This is a genomic window from Bradyrhizobium sp. (genome assembly GCF_036735945.1).
In the GTDB taxonomy this organism is placed as follows: domain Bacteria; phylum Pseudomonadota; class Alphaproteobacteria; order Rhizobiales; family Xanthobacteraceae; genus Bradyrhizobium.
On record NZ_DAINNI010000005.1, the window covers coordinates 50,867 to 66,929 of the forward strand.

12 protein-coding genes are annotated in these 16,063 nt (G+C 65.0%); 7 read left to right on the top strand and 5 right to left on the bottom strand.

Annotated elements, in window-relative coordinates; all coding sequences use genetic code 11:
* Positions 1-15: 15 nt before the first annotated feature.
* The 5 genes from V7E26_RS03325 to hpaH all read right to left on the bottom strand — a co-directional run bounded on the left by V7E26_RS03325 (position 16) and on the right by hpaH (position 4,739).
* Positions 16-885, bottom strand: coding sequence for a fumarylacetoacetate hydrolase family protein (locus V7E26_RS03325; protein WP_324413453.1), 870 nt, complete (start codon positions 883-885; stop codon positions 16-18).
* Positions 886-889: 4 nt separating this feature from the next.
* On the bottom strand, positions 890-1,873 hold the full coding sequence (hpaD, locus tag V7E26_RS03330; RefSeq protein WP_324413455.1) for a 3,4-dihydroxyphenylacetate 2,3-dioxygenase: 984 nt from the start codon (positions 1,871-1,873) through the stop codon (positions 890-892).
* 102 nt (positions 1,874-1,975) lie between these two features.
* Positions 1,976-3,511: a 5-carboxymethyl-2-hydroxymuconate semialdehyde dehydrogenase gene (hpaE, locus tag V7E26_RS03335; protein WP_324413458.1), complete on the bottom strand. Its 1,536-nt coding sequence runs from the start codon at positions 3,509-3,511 to the stop codon at positions 1,976-1,978.
* Complete coding sequence (locus tag V7E26_RS03340) at positions 3,504-3,902, bottom strand: 5-carboxymethyl-2-hydroxymuconate Delta-isomerase (RefSeq protein ID WP_324413460.1); 399 nt, start codon at positions 3,900-3,902, stop codon at positions 3,504-3,506. The genes hpaE and V7E26_RS03340 overlap by 8 nt, the downstream gene beginning before the upstream one ends.
* Positions 3,903-3,932: 30 nt before the next feature.
* The gene (hpaH, locus tag V7E26_RS03345; RefSeq protein WP_324413462.1) at positions 3,933-4,739 is read right to left on the bottom strand and encodes a 2-oxo-hept-4-ene-1,7-dioate hydratase; all 807 of its coding nucleotides are present in this window, start codon (positions 4,737-4,739) and stop codon (positions 3,933-3,935) included.
* Between the two features lie 144 nt (positions 4,740-4,883).
* Between hpaH and hpaR the strand changes: the two genes are divergently transcribed.
* The 7 genes from hpaR to V7E26_RS03380 all read left to right on the top strand — a co-directional run bounded on the left by hpaR (position 4,884) and on the right by V7E26_RS03380 (position 16,062).
* Positions 4,884-5,423 carry a homoprotocatechuate degradation operon regulator HpaR gene (gene hpaR / locus V7E26_RS03350; protein WP_324413463.1) on the top strand — a complete coding sequence of 180 codons (540 nt, stop codon included), beginning with the start codon at positions 4,884-4,886 and terminating at the stop codon, positions 5,421-5,423.
* Positions 5,424-5,633: 210 nt separating this feature from the next.
* A complete protein-coding gene (locus V7E26_RS03355) occupies positions 5,634-6,719 on the top strand; it encodes a malate/lactate/ureidoglycolate dehydrogenase (RefSeq protein WP_324413465.1) in 1,086 nt (361 codons plus the stop codon).
* A gap of 51 nt (positions 6,720-6,770) precedes the next feature.
* Complete coding sequence (locus V7E26_RS03360) at positions 6,771-7,550, top strand: HpcH/HpaI aldolase family protein (RefSeq protein WP_324413467.1); 780 nt, start codon at positions 6,771-6,773, stop codon at positions 7,548-7,550.
* Between the two features lie 111 nt (positions 7,551-7,661).
* A complete protein-coding gene (locus V7E26_RS03365; protein ID WP_324413469.1) occupies positions 7,662-9,188 on the top strand; it encodes a UxaA family hydrolase in 1,527 nt (508 codons plus the stop codon).
* Positions 9,189-9,351: 163 nt separating this feature from the next.
* On the top strand, positions 9,352-12,609 hold the full coding sequence (locus V7E26_RS03370; RefSeq protein WP_324413472.1) for a transglutaminase family protein: 3,258 nt from the start codon (positions 9,352-9,354) through the stop codon (positions 12,607-12,609).
* 70 nt (positions 12,610-12,679) lie between these two features.
* Positions 12,680-15,187, top strand: coding sequence for a circularly permuted type 2 ATP-grasp protein (locus V7E26_RS03375; RefSeq protein WP_324413474.1), 2,508 nt, complete (start codon positions 12,680-12,682; stop codon positions 15,185-15,187).
* Entirely contained in the window at positions 15,184-16,062 is an 879-nt protein-coding gene (locus tag V7E26_RS03380; protein ID WP_324413476.1) for a transglutaminase family protein, read from the top strand. Before V7E26_RS03375 ends, V7E26_RS03380 begins: the two co-directional genes overlap by 4 nt.
* Position 16,063: the final 1 nt, after the last annotated feature.

Here is a 16,063-nt window from a genome sequence, read left to right on the forward strand (position 1 = left end):
ACTCCTGAGGAATTGTCAGGCTTCGTCGATCACGCCGTTTCTGAGCACACCGACGCCCTCGGCCTCAACTTCGATGACGTCGCCGGGCTTGAGATAGCGGGGCGGGTCGAACCGCGCGCCGGCGCCGGTCGGCGTCCCCGTCACGATGACGTCGCCCGGCACCAGCGTGGTGAAGGTCGAGAGATAGTTGATGAGGTATCGGAAGCCGAAGATCAACCGCCCGGTGCGGTCGTCCTGCCGCGTCTCGCCATTGACCTTGGTGGTCAGCCGAATGTCCGCGATCTGGCTCTCCTGGGTAAAGGGCACGATCCACGGACCGAGGCTGCCGGTGGAATCGAAATTCTTGCCCTGGGTGACGTTGAACTTGGCGTGCCGAACCCAGTCGCGGATGGTGCCCTCATTGCAGAGCGTGACGGCGGCGATGTGGCCGAGCGCATCGCTCTCCTTGATATGCCGGCCGGCCTTGCCGATGACAAGCACCAGCTCGCCCTCGTAGTCGAGCTGCGCGGATGCGCGCGGGCGGACCAGCGGCGCGTTGTGGCCGACAAACGAGCGCGGCGTGCGCATGAACATGCTCGGATATTTCGGCGCGTCCTGTCCGTCCTTGTATTCGGCGTTGCGGTCCGGGTAGTTGACGCCGATGCAGATGATCTTTTCCGGCGCGGGGATCGGCGGCTGCCAGGTGATCGCATCGAGTGCGTGATCCGGTTGATGCCGTGCACCCTCGTCCACGAGCTTCGTCAGCGCGCCGGCGGCGATCGCTTCGCGCAGTGTCGGATAGTCCTTTCCGAACCGCGCCGAGAGATCGACGACGCCGGTATCGGTCACGGCGCCGTATCTGGTGACGCCGCCAATGGAATAGGTCGCGAGACGGGGAGTGGTCATCTGATCAATCCGCAATGGTGACGTCGGCGACAAAAGCCGGCTCGCGCACCTTCTGTCCGGTGAAGGGCGTGCCTTCCTCGAACCAGGAGCGCGGCGCAGGCGCCCCCCACAGGGTCTGCCGGCGCGGGTCCTTCAGCGACCAGCGCAGCGGTTCGTGGTCGTGGTCGCCGGTGAAATAGTCGCTGGTATAGAGCTCGAGGCGGTGGCCGTCGGGGTCGCGGACATAGAGGAAGAACGCGTTCGAAATGCCATGGCGGCCCGGACCGCGTTCGATGTTCTTGAGGTATCCGCTGGAGGCCATGACGTCGCAGAGATGCAGGATGTTCATCGCGGTCGGCGTCCAATAGGCGATATGGTGCAGGCGAGGGCCACGGCCGTTGGTGATGGCGAAGTCATGGACATTGCCCTTGCGGTGCATCCAGGCGGCGGCGATGCGGCCGTTCGGCCCGTCTTCCTCACCATATTCGGTCAGGCGGAAGCCGAGCCTTGCGTAGAAATCGACGGTGTTCTGCACCCCGGGTGAGAACACGTTGAAATGGTCCAGCCGCTGCGGGTGGCATCCCTTGTAGAGGTCGTAACGGCGCAGCAGATGCGGGCGCTTCTCCATGGTCGCATAGAGTTCGAGCTGGAATCCGATGGGATCGGTGAATTGCAGGGTGCGGCCCTGGAATGGCTGATCGACGAAGGCGTAGGTGATGCCATTCTCGGAAAAGAAGCTGGCGGCCTTGTCGAGGTCGCCGTCATTGCCGACCTTGAAGCCGAGCCGGCTGCAGGCCGCGGTGGAGGCTTTCCGCAGCACCAGCGAGTGATGTTGGTGCTCCTCGCTGCCGCGCAGATACACTACTCTGTCGTCGGCGTCCTCGACATGCAGGCCCACGGTGTTCTCGTAGAACGCGCGGCTCTTGTTGAGGTCGACGACCTCGAGCACGGCATGGCTGCAGCGGATGATGTTGAAGGGCGGGTCGAAGATGTGTGTCGGCACCGGCATGCGCGTTCCCTTGTTTGGTTCGTCATTCCGGGGCGGTCCGCAGGACCGAACCCGGAATCTCGAGGTTCCGGGTTCGCTTCGCGCCCCGGAACGACGGTGAAATTAGATTCCCAGTTTCTGAATCTTGTGCGTCCCGCGCGCGAGCGAGACGTGCTTGGTTTCCATGTAGAAGTCGAACGAGTAATCGCCGCCGTCGCGGCCGATGCCTGAGGCCTTCATGCCGCCGAACGGGGTGGGCAGATGCCGTACGTTCTCGGAGTTGAGCCAGATCATGCCGGCTTCCAGCGCGTCGGCCACGCGCAGCGCGCGGCCCATGTCGCCGGTCCAGACATAGCCTGTCAGGCCATACTGCACGCCGTTGGCGATCTCGATCGCGTCTTTCTCGTCCTTGAACGGGATCACGGTCAGGAACGGCCCGAACACTTCCTCCTGCGCCACCCGCATTTTTGAGTTGGCACCGGTGACAAGCGTCGGCTGCACGTAATGGCCGCCGCCCGGGCCGTCATGCGGCTTGCCGCCGACCGCGATGGTGGCGCCGTCGTTCTTCGCAACGTCGAAATAGCTGCAGACTTTGGCGAGGTGCCGCTCGTGGATCAGCGGCCCGACTTCGGTCGCCGGGTCGAGCGGGTGTCCGACCTTCAGCGCCTTCACCCGTGCGGTAAGTTTTTCGATGAATTTCTCCGCGATGCTCGCCTGCACCAGCAGGCGGCTCGACGAAGTGCAGCGCTCGCCGTTCAACGAGTAGATCATGAAGACGACCGCATCAAGCGCGCGGTCGAGATCGGCATCGTCGAATACGATCACCGGGTTCTTGCCGCCGAGCTCGAAATGCACGCGCTTTAGCGTAGGGGCGCCCTGCGCCATGATCGCCGAACCCGTCGCGCTCTCGCCGACGAAGCCGATCGCCTTGATCGCGGGATGCTCGGTCAGCGCCTTGCCGGCCTCCTCGCCCATGCCGTGAACGGTGTTGAGCACGCCGTCGGGCAGGCCGGCCTGCCTGGCGAGTTTTGCCAGCAGGTCCGCCGTGACAGGCGACCATTCCGCCGGCTTGTGCACGACGGTGCAGCCGGCGGCGAGCGCCGGCGCAATTTTCCAGGTCGACAGCATGAACGGCGTGTTCCACGGCGTGATCACGCCGACCGGGCCGATCGGCACGCGGGTCGAGATGTTCCAGTGCTCATCGGAAGGCGTGTTGAGGCCGTCGCGGGCCTCGGCGCATTTGTCGGCGAAGAAGCGAAAATTCTCCGCCGCCCGGATCGCGGCCTTGGCCATGAAGCGGTGAGCCTGTCCGGTGTCGATGCATTCGAGCACGGCGATGTCATCGGCATTGTCTTCGATGGCGTCGGCTACCCGATGCAGCAGTTTTCGCCGCGCCGCCGCCGATACCTCGCGCCAGGCCTTGAAGGCCCGGCTCGCCGCATCAGCCGCGCGATCGATGTCCTCGGCATTGCCGCGCGCGACGGACGCCAGCACTGCGCCGTCGACCGGCGACTTCGTCTCAAACGTCTGGCCCGAGGCCGACGGCACCGTCTTGCCGTCGATCATGTGGCCGATGCCCTCGCTCTTCAATTTGGCGAGGAGGGGGCCAACGCGGTCGCGGTTGGCCTGAAAGCTGTCCTTGGGCGTCGCTTTATCCATTGATCGTCTCCACTTTCAGCGCTTCGTGGATGTTGTTGCGTTTCCAGCTTGTGTCCTTGTCGTTGATCTGCATGTCGAACGACAATGCGAACTTCTCTTTGGCAAACACTGGATCGAGATGGGCCGACAAGACCTTGAAGATATGCTCGCCGGCCTTCTTGCGGGTGGCGAGGTCGCGGCCTTCACCGAGGCGCAGCACCATGTCGAGGAAGGCATAGTTCTGCCGGCCGTCGGCGATCGCATAGTGCTCGCATCTGATGGCGCGGACTCGGATACCGCCGAGCGGGAAGATGCCGGTCTCGACCGCGGCCTTGCGAACCAGTTCGACGACCGCGCCCATGTCGACGTGGCCATCGAGATTGCCTGAATATTCGATCGTGAAGTGCGGCACGTTGCGCTCCCTCAAACATTTCTCAAGGCCTCAGGCGAAGTAGCAGCTCACCGAGCCATAGGGACCATAGTCGGCCTGGATCGTGTCGCCCTTGCGCGTCTCGATCGGCCGGATGAACGACCCCGCCAGCACCACCTGTCCAGCCTCCAGCGCCAGCCCGTTCGGCGCAATCTTGTTGGCGAGCCAGGCCACCGACGTGGCGGGATGGTTGAGAACGCCGGCCGCAAGCCCGGTTTCCTCGAGCTGGCCGTTGCGGAAGCATAGCGCGCCGATCCAGCGCAGGTCGGCATCCAGCGGCCGGATCGGGCGGCCGCCGAGCACGATGCCGGCATTGGCTGCGTTGTCGGCGATGGTGTCGAAGATCTTGCGCGTCGCCTTGGTCTGTGGATCGACCCTCTCGACCCGCGTGTCCAGGATCTCCAGCGCCGGCACCACGAAGTCGGTGGTGTTGAGCACGTCGAACATGGTGCAGTCAGGCCCTGACAGCCGCGACTTCATCACAAAGGCAAGCTCGGCCTCGACGCGGGTACCGATGAAACGATCTGATGGCACCAGCCCGCCATCGGCAAAGAACATGTCGTCGAGCAGGATGCCTGAATCAGGCTCGTCGATATTGAGCGCGCTCTGCATCGCCTTCGACGTCAGGCCGATCTTGTGGCCCTTCACGACGCGGCCCTGCGCGACCTTCATCTCGACCCAGGCCTTTTGAATGGCGTAGGCGTCCTCGATCGTGATGCCGGGGTGTTCGAGCGAAAGCTGGCGGATCTGCGTGCGGGTCTTTTCGGCGCGATCGAGCCGCTCGGCAGCGCTTCGGATTTCGTCTCGGGAAAGGGCCATGGCTGCGTCCGGATGCGCGGAAAAAGCGCGTGCTGAAATTTGTTTAACATGTTAAGTTATCCGACGCAAACTGATTTGCTGCTTGTTGCGCCGCAAAACTTTATCGTTCGTGCAATCACGATTCCTGATGTGGGACGACTGAAGATGGCAGGGAAGAAATCGCCGAACGGATCGCGCGCGGAGCAGGAGGGAACGCCGGAGCCTCGCCGCGGGCCGATGCGCGAATTCTCCCGCTCGCTGCCGATGTCGCTGCTGCGCGCGCGCGAAGCTGTGATGCGGCGGTTCCGTCCATCGCTGCGCAACCATGGCCTCACCGAACAGCAGTGGCGGATTCTCCGCGCGCTCACGGCGGTCGACACCATCGAGGTGACCGAGCTGGCGCGCGTCGCCTTCCTGCTGGGACCGAGCCTGTCCCGCATCCTGCGCGACCTCGAAGCGCGCGACCTGATCGAGCGGCGCACCGCCAAGGCGGATCTGCGCCGCGGCGAGGTCTCGATCTCGTCCAGGGGGTTGAAGCTGATCGAGGCTGTCGCGCCGACGTCGGAGGCGATCTACGCCGAGATCACCAATCGCTACGGCGCGCGCAAACTCGCCGAACTGCAGGACATGCTGGGCGAACTGGAACACAGCCTCGCTGCGATGGAGGTAGCGGGTGATGGCGACACTACTGTCGAGGATGAGTAAGCGCAAATTTGCATGATGCTACCGAGCCCGCGCATAGCGGGCGGGCAAATGATTGCAATCAATTGGCTAATGCGGTCGACGCGAGTAGACACGCGCGACATTTTTCGTTCAAAGTGCCGCTCAAGCTGGTCAGCAAAACCGGCGTGGGAAGCGAAGGGCATGCCGCCGAAAGGCAGGGCGTCCCGGGCAAGGACAGGCTGAAATCCGGACATGGTCACAATAAAAGTCAACAATCTGATCGATTTCGTCACCGAGGTTTTTTCACATGCGGAATCCTCGCCCGAGGAAGCCAGACGCATCGCGACCTACCTGACGACGGCCAATCTCACGGGACATGACAGCCACGGCGTCATCCGCGTTCCCGTCTATATCCGCTGGAAGAAGACCGGGAACGTCATTCCCAACCAGACGCCCGAGATCGTCGTCGATACGCCCTCGCTCGCCGTGGTCGACGGCAAGTTCGGCTATGGCCAGACCGTGACGCCGTTCGCGGTGCGGACTGGGATCGAGAAGTGCAAGAAGGCCGGGCTGTCGGCGATGGCGCTGCGCAATGCCGGACATATCGGCCGTGTCGGCGATTGGGCCGAGATGGCCGCGGCCGAAGGGCTGGTCTCGGTGCACTTCGTCAACGCCGCCGGCTCGTTGCTGGTCGCGCCGTTCGGCGGCGTGGAGAAGCGGCTCTCGACCGCGCCTTATTGCGTCGGCATTCCGCGCAAGGGACAGGATCCGATCGTGCTCGATTTCGCGACCTCGGTCGTCGCGGAAGGCAAGGTGCTGGTCGCCAGTCGCGGCGGCAAGAAGCTGCCGACCGGCGCGCTGGTCGATCAGGACGGCACGCTCAGCGAGGAGCCGTCAGTTCTTTACGGTCCTTATACGCCAGATGGTCCGCGCGATCATACCAAGGGGACCGGTGCGATCCGCGCGTTCGGCGAGCACAAGGGCTCAGGCCTTGCCTTCATCTGCGAACTGCTCGGCGGCGCGCTGACCGGCACCGGCGCCACCTCGGGCGGGCGGCAGTTCGCCAACGGCATGCTGTCTTTCTTTATCGATCCCAAGGTGATCGACACCAGCAACTTCTTCGACGGCGAGATCTCGCGCTACACCGACTTCATCCGGCAGACCAAACCGATCGCCGGCGTCGAGAGCGTATTGGTTCCGGGCGATCCCGAACGCAAGACGCGCGCCGAGCGCACCAGGAACGGCGTGCCGCTGCCTGACGATACCTGGGCGGCGATCGTCAACACCGCCCGCGAGGTCGGCGTCAGCGAGACCTCGATCCAGCGCGCGGCCAGCTAATTCACCCCACCAACTCCAACAGTCGAAAAGATCACAAAGGGAAGGCAATCAATGGCAACCAACAACGTCAAGAAAGTATGGGCTTCCGGCAAGGCCGTGGTGAACGCGTGGCTCGCGATCCCGTCCGGCTTTTCGGCCGAAATGGTCGCGCAGTGCGGCTTCGACAGCGTCACCGTCGACATGCAGCACGGCGTGCAGGACTACCTCTCGATGGTCCAGTGCTTCCAGGCCATGGACAAGCATCCGGTGACGCCGATGGTCCGCGTGCCCTGGAACGAGCCCGGCATCATCGGCAAGGTGCTCGACGGCGGCGCCTATGGCGTGATCTGCCCGATGGTCAACACCCCGCAGGAAGCCAAGAACCTCGTTTCCTACGCCAAATATCCGCCGAAGGGCGTCCGCTCCAACGGTCCGATCCGCGCCGGCATGTACGGCAGCGCAGGCTCCTACCAGCAGACGGCCAATGACGAGATCGTTCTGCTGCCGATGATGGAGACCAGGACGGCGGTCGAGAACATGGAAGCGATCCTCGACGTCGAGGGCATCGACGGCGTCTATATCGGCCCGTCCGACCTCGGCTTCTCCTACGGCCTGGTGCCGAAGCTCGACCGCGACGAGCCGGAGATCCTGAAGATCTATGAAAAGATCATCAAGGAGTGCGGCAAGCGCGGCCTCAACCCGGGCATCCACTGCTCCGGCGCCGAAGGCGCGGTGCGCGCCATCAACATGGGCTTCAAGCTGGTGACGCTGTCAAACGAGGTCGGATTGATGTCGACCTACTGCAAGATGCAAGTGAACCAGACCCGCAAGGATTCCGCCGGCAAGGCGTAAGCTTGCGCGAATAGCGAGTAGCGAATGGCGAACAGGGTGGGGAGCAGCGCAATGGTATCTGCTGTTCGCTACTCCCCATTCGCTATTCGCCGATCTTGAGGAGACACCCCCATGACCACTCCGACCCCCGTGATCCGCCTGCATCCCGACGACGGCGTGCTGATCGCGCGCGCGAGCCTGCCAAAGGGCTTAATGGTGGCCGAGGGGGTCACGACGGTCGAGCGTATCCCGGCGGGCCACAAGGTCGCGATCAAGCCGATTGCCGTGGGCGAGCCGGTGCGCCGCTACGGCCAGATCATCGGCTTTGCCACCGTGCCGATCGCGCCGGGCCAGCACGTCCATACGCAGAACTGCGGCATGGGCGATTTCGCCAAGGACTATGCCTATGGCGTCGACGTCAAGCCGGTGCCGAATTTCGATCTTCCCGCGACGTTCGAGGGCATCCGCCGCGCCGACGGCCGCATCGCGACGCGCAACTATATCGGCATCCTCACCTCGGTGAATTGCAGCGCCCATGTCGCCGGCATCGTCGCCGACATGTTCAAGAAGAATCCGTTCACCGGCGATAACCCGCTGGCCGATTATCCGAATGTCGACGGAGTGGTGGCGCTGACCCACAAGACCGGCTGCGGCATGACGCAGAACGAGCCGCTGGCGCTGCTCAGGCGGACGCTCGGCGGCTACGCGCGGCACGCGAATTTCTCGCACGTGGTCGTGCTCGGACTTGGCTGCGAGGTCAACCAGATCGGCGGGCTGATGGAGGAGCAGAAACTCGCCGGACGCCTGCGCGCGATGGACATCCAGGAAGTCGGCGGCACCCGCAAGACGGTGGAAGCCGGCGTCGCCTTCGTCAAGGAAGCGCTGACCGACGCGAACAAGGTGAAGCGCGAGTCCGTGCCGGCGAGCGAACTCACGGTGGCCCTGCAATGCGGCGGCTCCGACGGATATTCCGGCGTGTCGGCCAATCCGGCGCTGGGAGCTGCGAGCGATCTGCTCGTGCGTCATGGCGGCACCGTGATCCTCTCGGAGACGCCCGAGACCTACGGCGCCGAGCATCTCCTGACGCGCCGCGCGGTCAGCCGCGAGGTCGGCGAAAAGCTCGTCGGCCTGATGCGCTGGTGGGAGGAGTACACCCAGCGCGAAGGTGCCGAGATGAACGCCAACCCGAGCCCCGGCAACAAGGCCGGCGGCCTCACCACGATCCTGGAAAAGTCGCTCGGCGCGATGGCCAAGGCCGGCAGCACCAACCTCGTCGACGTGCTCAATTACGCCGAGCCGATCACCAAGAAGGGTTTCGTGTTCATGGATACGCCCGGCTACGACCCGGTCGCGGCAACCGGGCAGGTGGCCGGTGGCGCCAATCTCGTCTGCTTCACGACCGGCCGCGGCAGCGTGTTCGGCTGCAAGCCGGCGCCGTCGATCAAACTCGCGACCAACACGCCGATGTACAAGCGGATGGAAGACGACATGGACGTCAATTGCGGCACCATCCTCGACGGCGAGGAGACCGTGCAGCAATGCGGCCAGCGCATCTTCGAGCTGATGCTGAAGACGGCATCGGGCCAGCCGACCAAGAGCGAAAGCTTTGACTTCGGTGGCGCCGAGTTCGCGCCGTGGGTGCTGGGCGCGACGATGTGAGGGGGCAGCGAATAGCGAGTAGCGAATGGCGAATAAGGTGGCTCGGCTTTCCATTCGCCATTCGCCACTCGCCTGCACGCTAGGCACTGTCTGCCCGTTGTTAGTGCTTGATCCCACCCGGAACCGGTGTTCTGCTTAAAAAAGCCGCTGGAGTTTCCGGTCCGTGTCGATCTACGTCGCACTGCATCACGTCACGCACTACAAATACGATCGACCGATCGATCTCGGCCCGCAGACCGTGCGCCTGCGCCCGGCGCCGCATACGCGCACGCCGATCCTGAGCTATTCGCTCAAGGTTACGCCATCCAACCACTTCGTTAACTGGCAGCAGGATCCGCAAGGCAATTGGCTGGCGCGTTTTGTCTTTCCGGAGAAGGCAAGCGAGCTGAAGATCGAAGTCGATTTCACCGCGCAGATGACGGTGGTCAATCCGTTCGATTTCTTTGTCGAGCCTTCCGCCAATTCCTTTCCATTCGACTACATCGCCGATCTCAAGACCGAGCTTGCGCCCTATCTGGTCACGACGGAGCAGGGGCCGTTGTTCGCGTCCTACCTGAAGGAGATTCCGCGCGAGGCCGACAGCACCGTCAATTTCCTGGTCGAGCTCAACGCCGAACTCGCGAGGAAGATCAAATATGTCATCCGGATGGAGCCGGGCATTCAGACGCCGGAAGAGACGCTGGCGCGGGGCTCCGGCTCGTGCCGCGATTCCGCGTGGCTGCTGATCGAGACGCTACGGCATCTCGGCCTCGCCGCGCGCTTCGTCTCCGGCTATCTGATCCAGCTCCGTCCCGATATCGATCCGGTCGAGGGCCCGCGCGAGGTCGAGAATGATTTCACCGATCTGCACGCCTGGTGCGAGGTCTATCTGCCGGGGGCGGGATGGATCGGCTTCGACGTCACCTCGGGCATGCTGACCGGCGAGGGGCATATCCCGGTCGCCGCCACGCCGCATTATCGCTCGGCGGCGCCGATTTCCGGCAGCGCCGGTTTCGCCAATGTTGATTTCGGCTTCGAGATGAGCGTCAAACGCATCCGCGAGGCGCCGCGGATCACGCGGCCGTTCTCGGACCAGTCCTGGGCGCGGCTCGATGCGCTCGGCGAACAGGTCGATGCTGATCTCCGGCGCGATGATGTGCGCCTCACCATGGGCGGCGAGCCGACCTTCGTCTCCGTCGACGATCTGGAATCGGCGGAATGGAATATCGCCGCCATCGGCCCGACCAAGCAGGCGCTGGCGGATGAACTGATCCGCAAGCTGCGCGCGCGGTTCGCGCCGGGCGGACTGCTGCATTACGGACAGGGCAAATGGTATCCGGGCGAAGGCCTGCCGCGCTGGGCCTTTGGCCTCTATTGGCGCAAGGACGGCGTGCCGATCTGGAAGAATGCCGAACTGATCGCAGAGATTGGCGATCCGCGCGAGGCGTCGAGCGAACAGGCCAGAGCCTTCATGGCAGCGGTGTCAACGCGGCTCGGCCTCGATGCCGCCTACGTAATGTCGGCCCATGAAGATCCCGCGCACTGGCTTCAGAAGGAAGCCGCGCTGCCGGTCAATGTAGACCCGAGCGATTCCAAATTGGCCGATGCGGAAGAGCGCGCGCGGATGGCGCGGGTGTTCGATCAGGGACTCGACAAGCCCTGTGGTTTCGTGTTGCCGATCCAGCACGCGGAGGCCGATGCTGCCGGCTGGATCAGCGAGCGCTGGCAGGTTCGGCGCAGCCATCTGTTCCTGATCCCGGGGGATTCACCGCTCGGACTGCGGCTACCGATGGCGTCGCTGCCGCACGTTCCGCCGGAGGAGTATCCCTACCTCGTCGAGCAGGATCCGATGGAAGGACGGGAGGGGCTTGCGGCCGGGAGCGAGGCGTCGGAATCAAAGAGCGCGAAAGCGAAGGCAAAGCCCAAACCGGTGCGCACCGCTACTGCGGTCGAAATCCGCGATGGCGTGCTGTGCCTATTCATGCCGCCGGTCGAGAAGGTCGAACATTATCTCGAACTGGTTGGGGCGGTGGAGGCGACCGCCGAGGAGATGCAGATCGCTGTTCGTGTCGAGGGCTATGGACCGCCTTACGATCCGCGCATCGAGGTGATCAAGGTGACGCCCGATCCCGGCGTGATCGAGGTCAACGTCCAGCCGGCGCAGAGCTGGCGCGAGGCGGTCGATATCACTTTCGGCCTGTACGAGGACGCCGCGAAAGTTCGGCTCGGCGCCAACCGCTTTCTGGTCGACGGCCGCCACACCGGCACCGGCGGCGGCAATCATGTCGTGGTCGGTGGCTCGACGCCGCCGGACTCGCCGTTCCTGCGCCGGCCCGATCTCCTGAAGAGCCTCGTGCTGTACTGGCAGCGTCATCCCTCGCTGTCCTATTTCTTCTCCGGCATGTTCATCGGCCCGACCAGCCAGGCGCCACGTATCGACGAGGCGCGGCATGACGGCCTCTACGAACTGGAGATCGCGCTCTCGCACGTGCCGCCGCCCGGCATCGAGGCGCCGCTTTGGCTGGCTGACCGGCTGTTCCGGCATATCCTGGTCGATATCACCGGCAACACCCATCGCGCCGAAATCTGCATCGACAAGCTCTATTCGCCCGATGGACCGACCGGCCGGCTCGGGCTGGTCGAATTCCGCGCCCTCGAAATGCCGCCTGATCCCAGGATGTCGCTGGCGCAGCAACTCCTGATCCGCGCGCTGGTCGCAAAGCTCTGGCGCGAGCCGCAGCAGGGCAAGTTCGTGCGCTGGGGCACCGCGCTGCACGACCGCTTCATGCTGCCGCATTTCCTCTGGGAGGATTTTCTCGGCGTGCTCGATGAACTCAGGCTATCCGGCTACGAGTTCTCGGCGGAATGGTATCAGGCCCAGCTCGAATTCCGCTTTCCGGCGTTCGGCCGCGTCCATCATGGCGGCGTTGCGCTGGAATTGCGGCAGGCGCTGGAGCCCTGGCACGTGCTCGGCGAAGAGGGCTCGGCCGGCGGCACCGTGCGCTATGTCGACTCTTCCGTCGAGCGGCTGCAGGTCAAGGCAACCGGTTTCGTCGAGGGCCGTCACATCGTGACCTGCAACGGCAGGCGGATGCCGATGACGCCGACCGGCCGCTCCGGTGAAGCGGTCGCTGCCGTCCGCTTCAAGGCGTGGCAGCCGGCCTCCGGGCTGCACCCGACCATTCCGGTCCACGCACCCCTGACATTCGACCTGATCGATACCTGGAATGGCCGCTCGCTCGGCGGCTGCGTCTACCACGTCGCCCATCCCGGCGGCCGCAACTATGACACCAAGCCGGTGAATTCCTATGAGGCGGAAGCGCGGCGGCTGGCCCGTTTTCAGGATCATGGCCACACTCCGGGCAAGATTGAGCTGCCGCCTGAGGAGCGCAGCATCGATTTCCCCCTGACGCTCGACCTGAGGACGCCGCTCTTGCCGTAGCGCTTTCAGAAAGTGCGAGACCGCGGCGGCGATTCTGATCTATTCAGAAGGAGGGCCCAGGGGAGCCGGAATGACAGGTCAAGGCAACAGCCAGGAAAGCAAGGCCCGGCCAGGCCAGCGCCGGATGGCGCAATGGACCCGCGACTACGCGCGGCTGCCCGGCATCCCCGACGAATATATCGGCCCCGACGGCGCGCCGCGGCCGGCCTGGGCCCGCTTCTTCGATGCCTTTGCCGCGCTTTCCCCTGTCGATATCGAGCGGCGCTTCGCTTCCGCCGATCGCCATCTGCGCGAGGCCGGCGTCACCTATCGCGCGCCGGGCGAGACGTCCGACCGGTTGTGGCCGCTCAGCCACCTGCCGCTGATCATCGACGAGGCCGACTGGCAGCAACTCACCACCGGCATCGCGCAACGCGCGCAGCTGCTCGAAATGGTGCTGCGCGATCTCTATGGCGAGGGCCGGCTGGTCGCGGATGGCGCGTTGCCGGCGGCGGCGATTGCCGGCAGCAACGAATATCTGCGCGCGGTTTGCGGCGTCAAACCGCCGGGCAACCGCTATCTGCACTTCTATGCCGCCGACGTCGGCCGCGGCCCCGACGGGCGCTGGTGGGTGCTCAATGATCGCACGCAGGCGCCGTCGGGCGCGGGCTATGCGCTGGAAAACCGCCTGGTGCTGTCGCGGGCCTTTTCCAGCCTCTACAAGTCCATGAACGTCGAGCGCGTCGCGCCGTTCTTCGAGGCATTCCGGGAATCGCTTCGCGCCAGCGCCGAGCGGGACGAGCCGCGGATCGGGCTGCTGACGCCGGGCACCTTCAGCGAAACCTATTTCGAGCATGCCACGCTGGCGCGCTATCTCGGCTTTCTGCTGGTCGAGGGCGACGATCTCGCCGTCTCCGGCGACCGCATCCATATCCGCACCGTCGCCGGATTGAAGCGGCTCGATGTGTTGCTCCGCCGGGTCGATTCCAATTTCCTCGATCCGCTGGAACTCGATGCCTCCTCGCATCTCGGCGTGCCCGGGCTGATCGATGTGCTGCGCAAGAACGGCGTGGTGGTCGCCAACATGCCGGGCTCGGGCGTCCTGGAATCGAGGGCGCTGCTCGGCTTCCTGCCGAGCCTGTGCCGACGCCTGCTCGGCGAGACCCTGGCCATGCCGCATATCGCAACCTGGTGGTGCGGACAGAAGGCGGCGCGTGACGAAGTGCTGTCGCGGATCGGGGATTTCGCGATCGAGGGCGCCTATGGCCGTGCCGTTCCCGGCTTTTCCGATAACGGCCCGGTGCTGGCCGGCGAATTGCCACCCGCCGAGCGCGACCGGCTGCGGCAGGCGATCGCCGATCGTGGCATCGATTATGTCGGTCAGGAGCTGGTTCGGCTGTCGACGACGCCGGTGTGGGAAGCGGGACGGATCGCGCCGCGGCCCTTCGTGCTGCGGGTATTTGCCGCGGCGACCCCGAACGGCTGGACCGTCATGCCCGGCGGCTTCTGCCGGATCGCCGAACAGGCCGATGCCCGCGCGGTGTCGATGGGCGATGGCGCCCGGGCGGCGGATGTCTGGGTGGTGTCCGACAAGGCGGTGGCGTCCTCAACGCTGTTGCCGGCAGCCGACGCCGTGCGGATCAGGCGGATCGCCGGCGTGGTGCCGAGCCGCGCCGCGGACAATCTGTTCTGGCTCGGCCGCTATCTCGAGCGCGCCGAGGCGACGCTGCGGCTGATCCGCGCGCTCGGCACCTCGACGCGCACCGCCGATGGCATGTCCTCGGCGCTGCATTCGGTCGAGCGTGTCCAGCGGATCCTGGTGAGCTGGGGCGCCATTTCGCAAACGACGCGGACCAACCCGGCGCGGGTGATCGCGGAGGCGTTGCAGAGCGAGGCGAAGTTCGGCTCGGCGCTCTCGCTGGTGAGATCAGTACAGCGGACGGCAAGTTCGCTGCGCGAGCGGCTTTCGCCCGACGCCTGGCAGATCATCACCGAGATGGTGGAGCGCCTCGCGCTGCAGGTCGATGACGACGACGGTATCGTCAGCGCGGCCGAACTGACGCTGCAGGAACTGGCGAGCATCGCGGGGCTTGCGCAGGAGAACATGAACCGCGCCGCCGGCTGGCGTTTCCTCGACATGGGCCGCCGTGCCGAGCGCGCCATCAACACGGTGCGGTTCACCCGGCAGTTCGGCTATGACGAGGCCGGCGAGGAAGACCTCGACATGCTGCTGACGCTGGTGGACTGCCAGATCACCTATCGTTCGCGCTATCTGGTCGGGCCTGCGCTCGCGCCGGTGCGCGATCTCGCGGTGCTCGATCCCTACAATCCGCGCTCGGTCGCGTTCCAGGTCGCCTCGCTGAACGAGCACATCGCCGCGCTTCCGAGCCTGAAGGAATATGGCCTGATCGAACGGCCGCAGCGGCTGGCGGTGGCATTGCAGGCGACGCTGACGACGGCGGAGGCCGCGATGCTTGACGTCACCAGCCTGTTCTCGCTCGAACAGTCGCTGCTCACCCTCGCCGACGCCATCGGCCAGCATTACTTCCCGCACGGACCGCAGGCGAGCCGGCCGGAGAAGCTGACGGGCCTTGCGTGATCTACGATATCCGTCACGTCACGACCTATTCCTACGACAGCGCGGTGAGTTTTGCGCGCTGCTCGCTGCGGCTGGAGCCGCGCAGCGGCGACGGACAGCAACTGATCTCGCATACGGTGGAGATCCGTCCGCGGCCGGCCGAACGCACCGTGCGGCGGGATTTTTTCGGCACCCATACCGAGAACGTGCTGATCGAGGCGGCGCATCGTAACCTTCGGATCGATTCCCGCTCGCGCGTCTCGCTCTCGCGCAAGGCGCTGGATCGCGCCGCGCCGAGCCCCGCATGGGAAGCCGTCCGCGACGCATCGTTCGAATCCAACAGCCTCGGTCCCAATTCGCCGGTCGGCTACGTCTTCGCCAGTTCGCTGGTATCAGTGCAGGCGCCCGTCACGGCCTATGCCGCCGCGAGCTTTGCGCCGGGCAAGGGGGTCGTCGCAGGTGCCGCCGATCTGATGCGCCGCATCCGCGGCGATTTCAGGTATGACCCGAAGGCCACGGTGATTTCGACGCCGCTGCGCGAAGTGTTCGAGAAGCGTCACGGCGTGTGCCAGGATTTTGCCCACGTGATGATCGCCGGCCTGCGCGGGCTCGGCCTGCCGGCGGCCTATGTCAGCGGCTACCTGCGCACCATCTCGCCCGCCGGCCAGCCGCGCCTGCAGGGCGCCGACGCCACCCACGCCTGGGTGTCGGTGTGGTGCGGCGCCGGGCTCGGCTGGATCGGATTCGACCCGACCAACGATCTCATCGTCGAGAACGATCACATCATCCTGGCGGTCGGACGCGATTTTTCCGACGTCTCGCCGGTCGACGGCATCATCGTCGGCTCGCGCAAGCAGAAGCTCAGCGTGGCCGTCGACGTGCTGCTGGTGGAGTGAT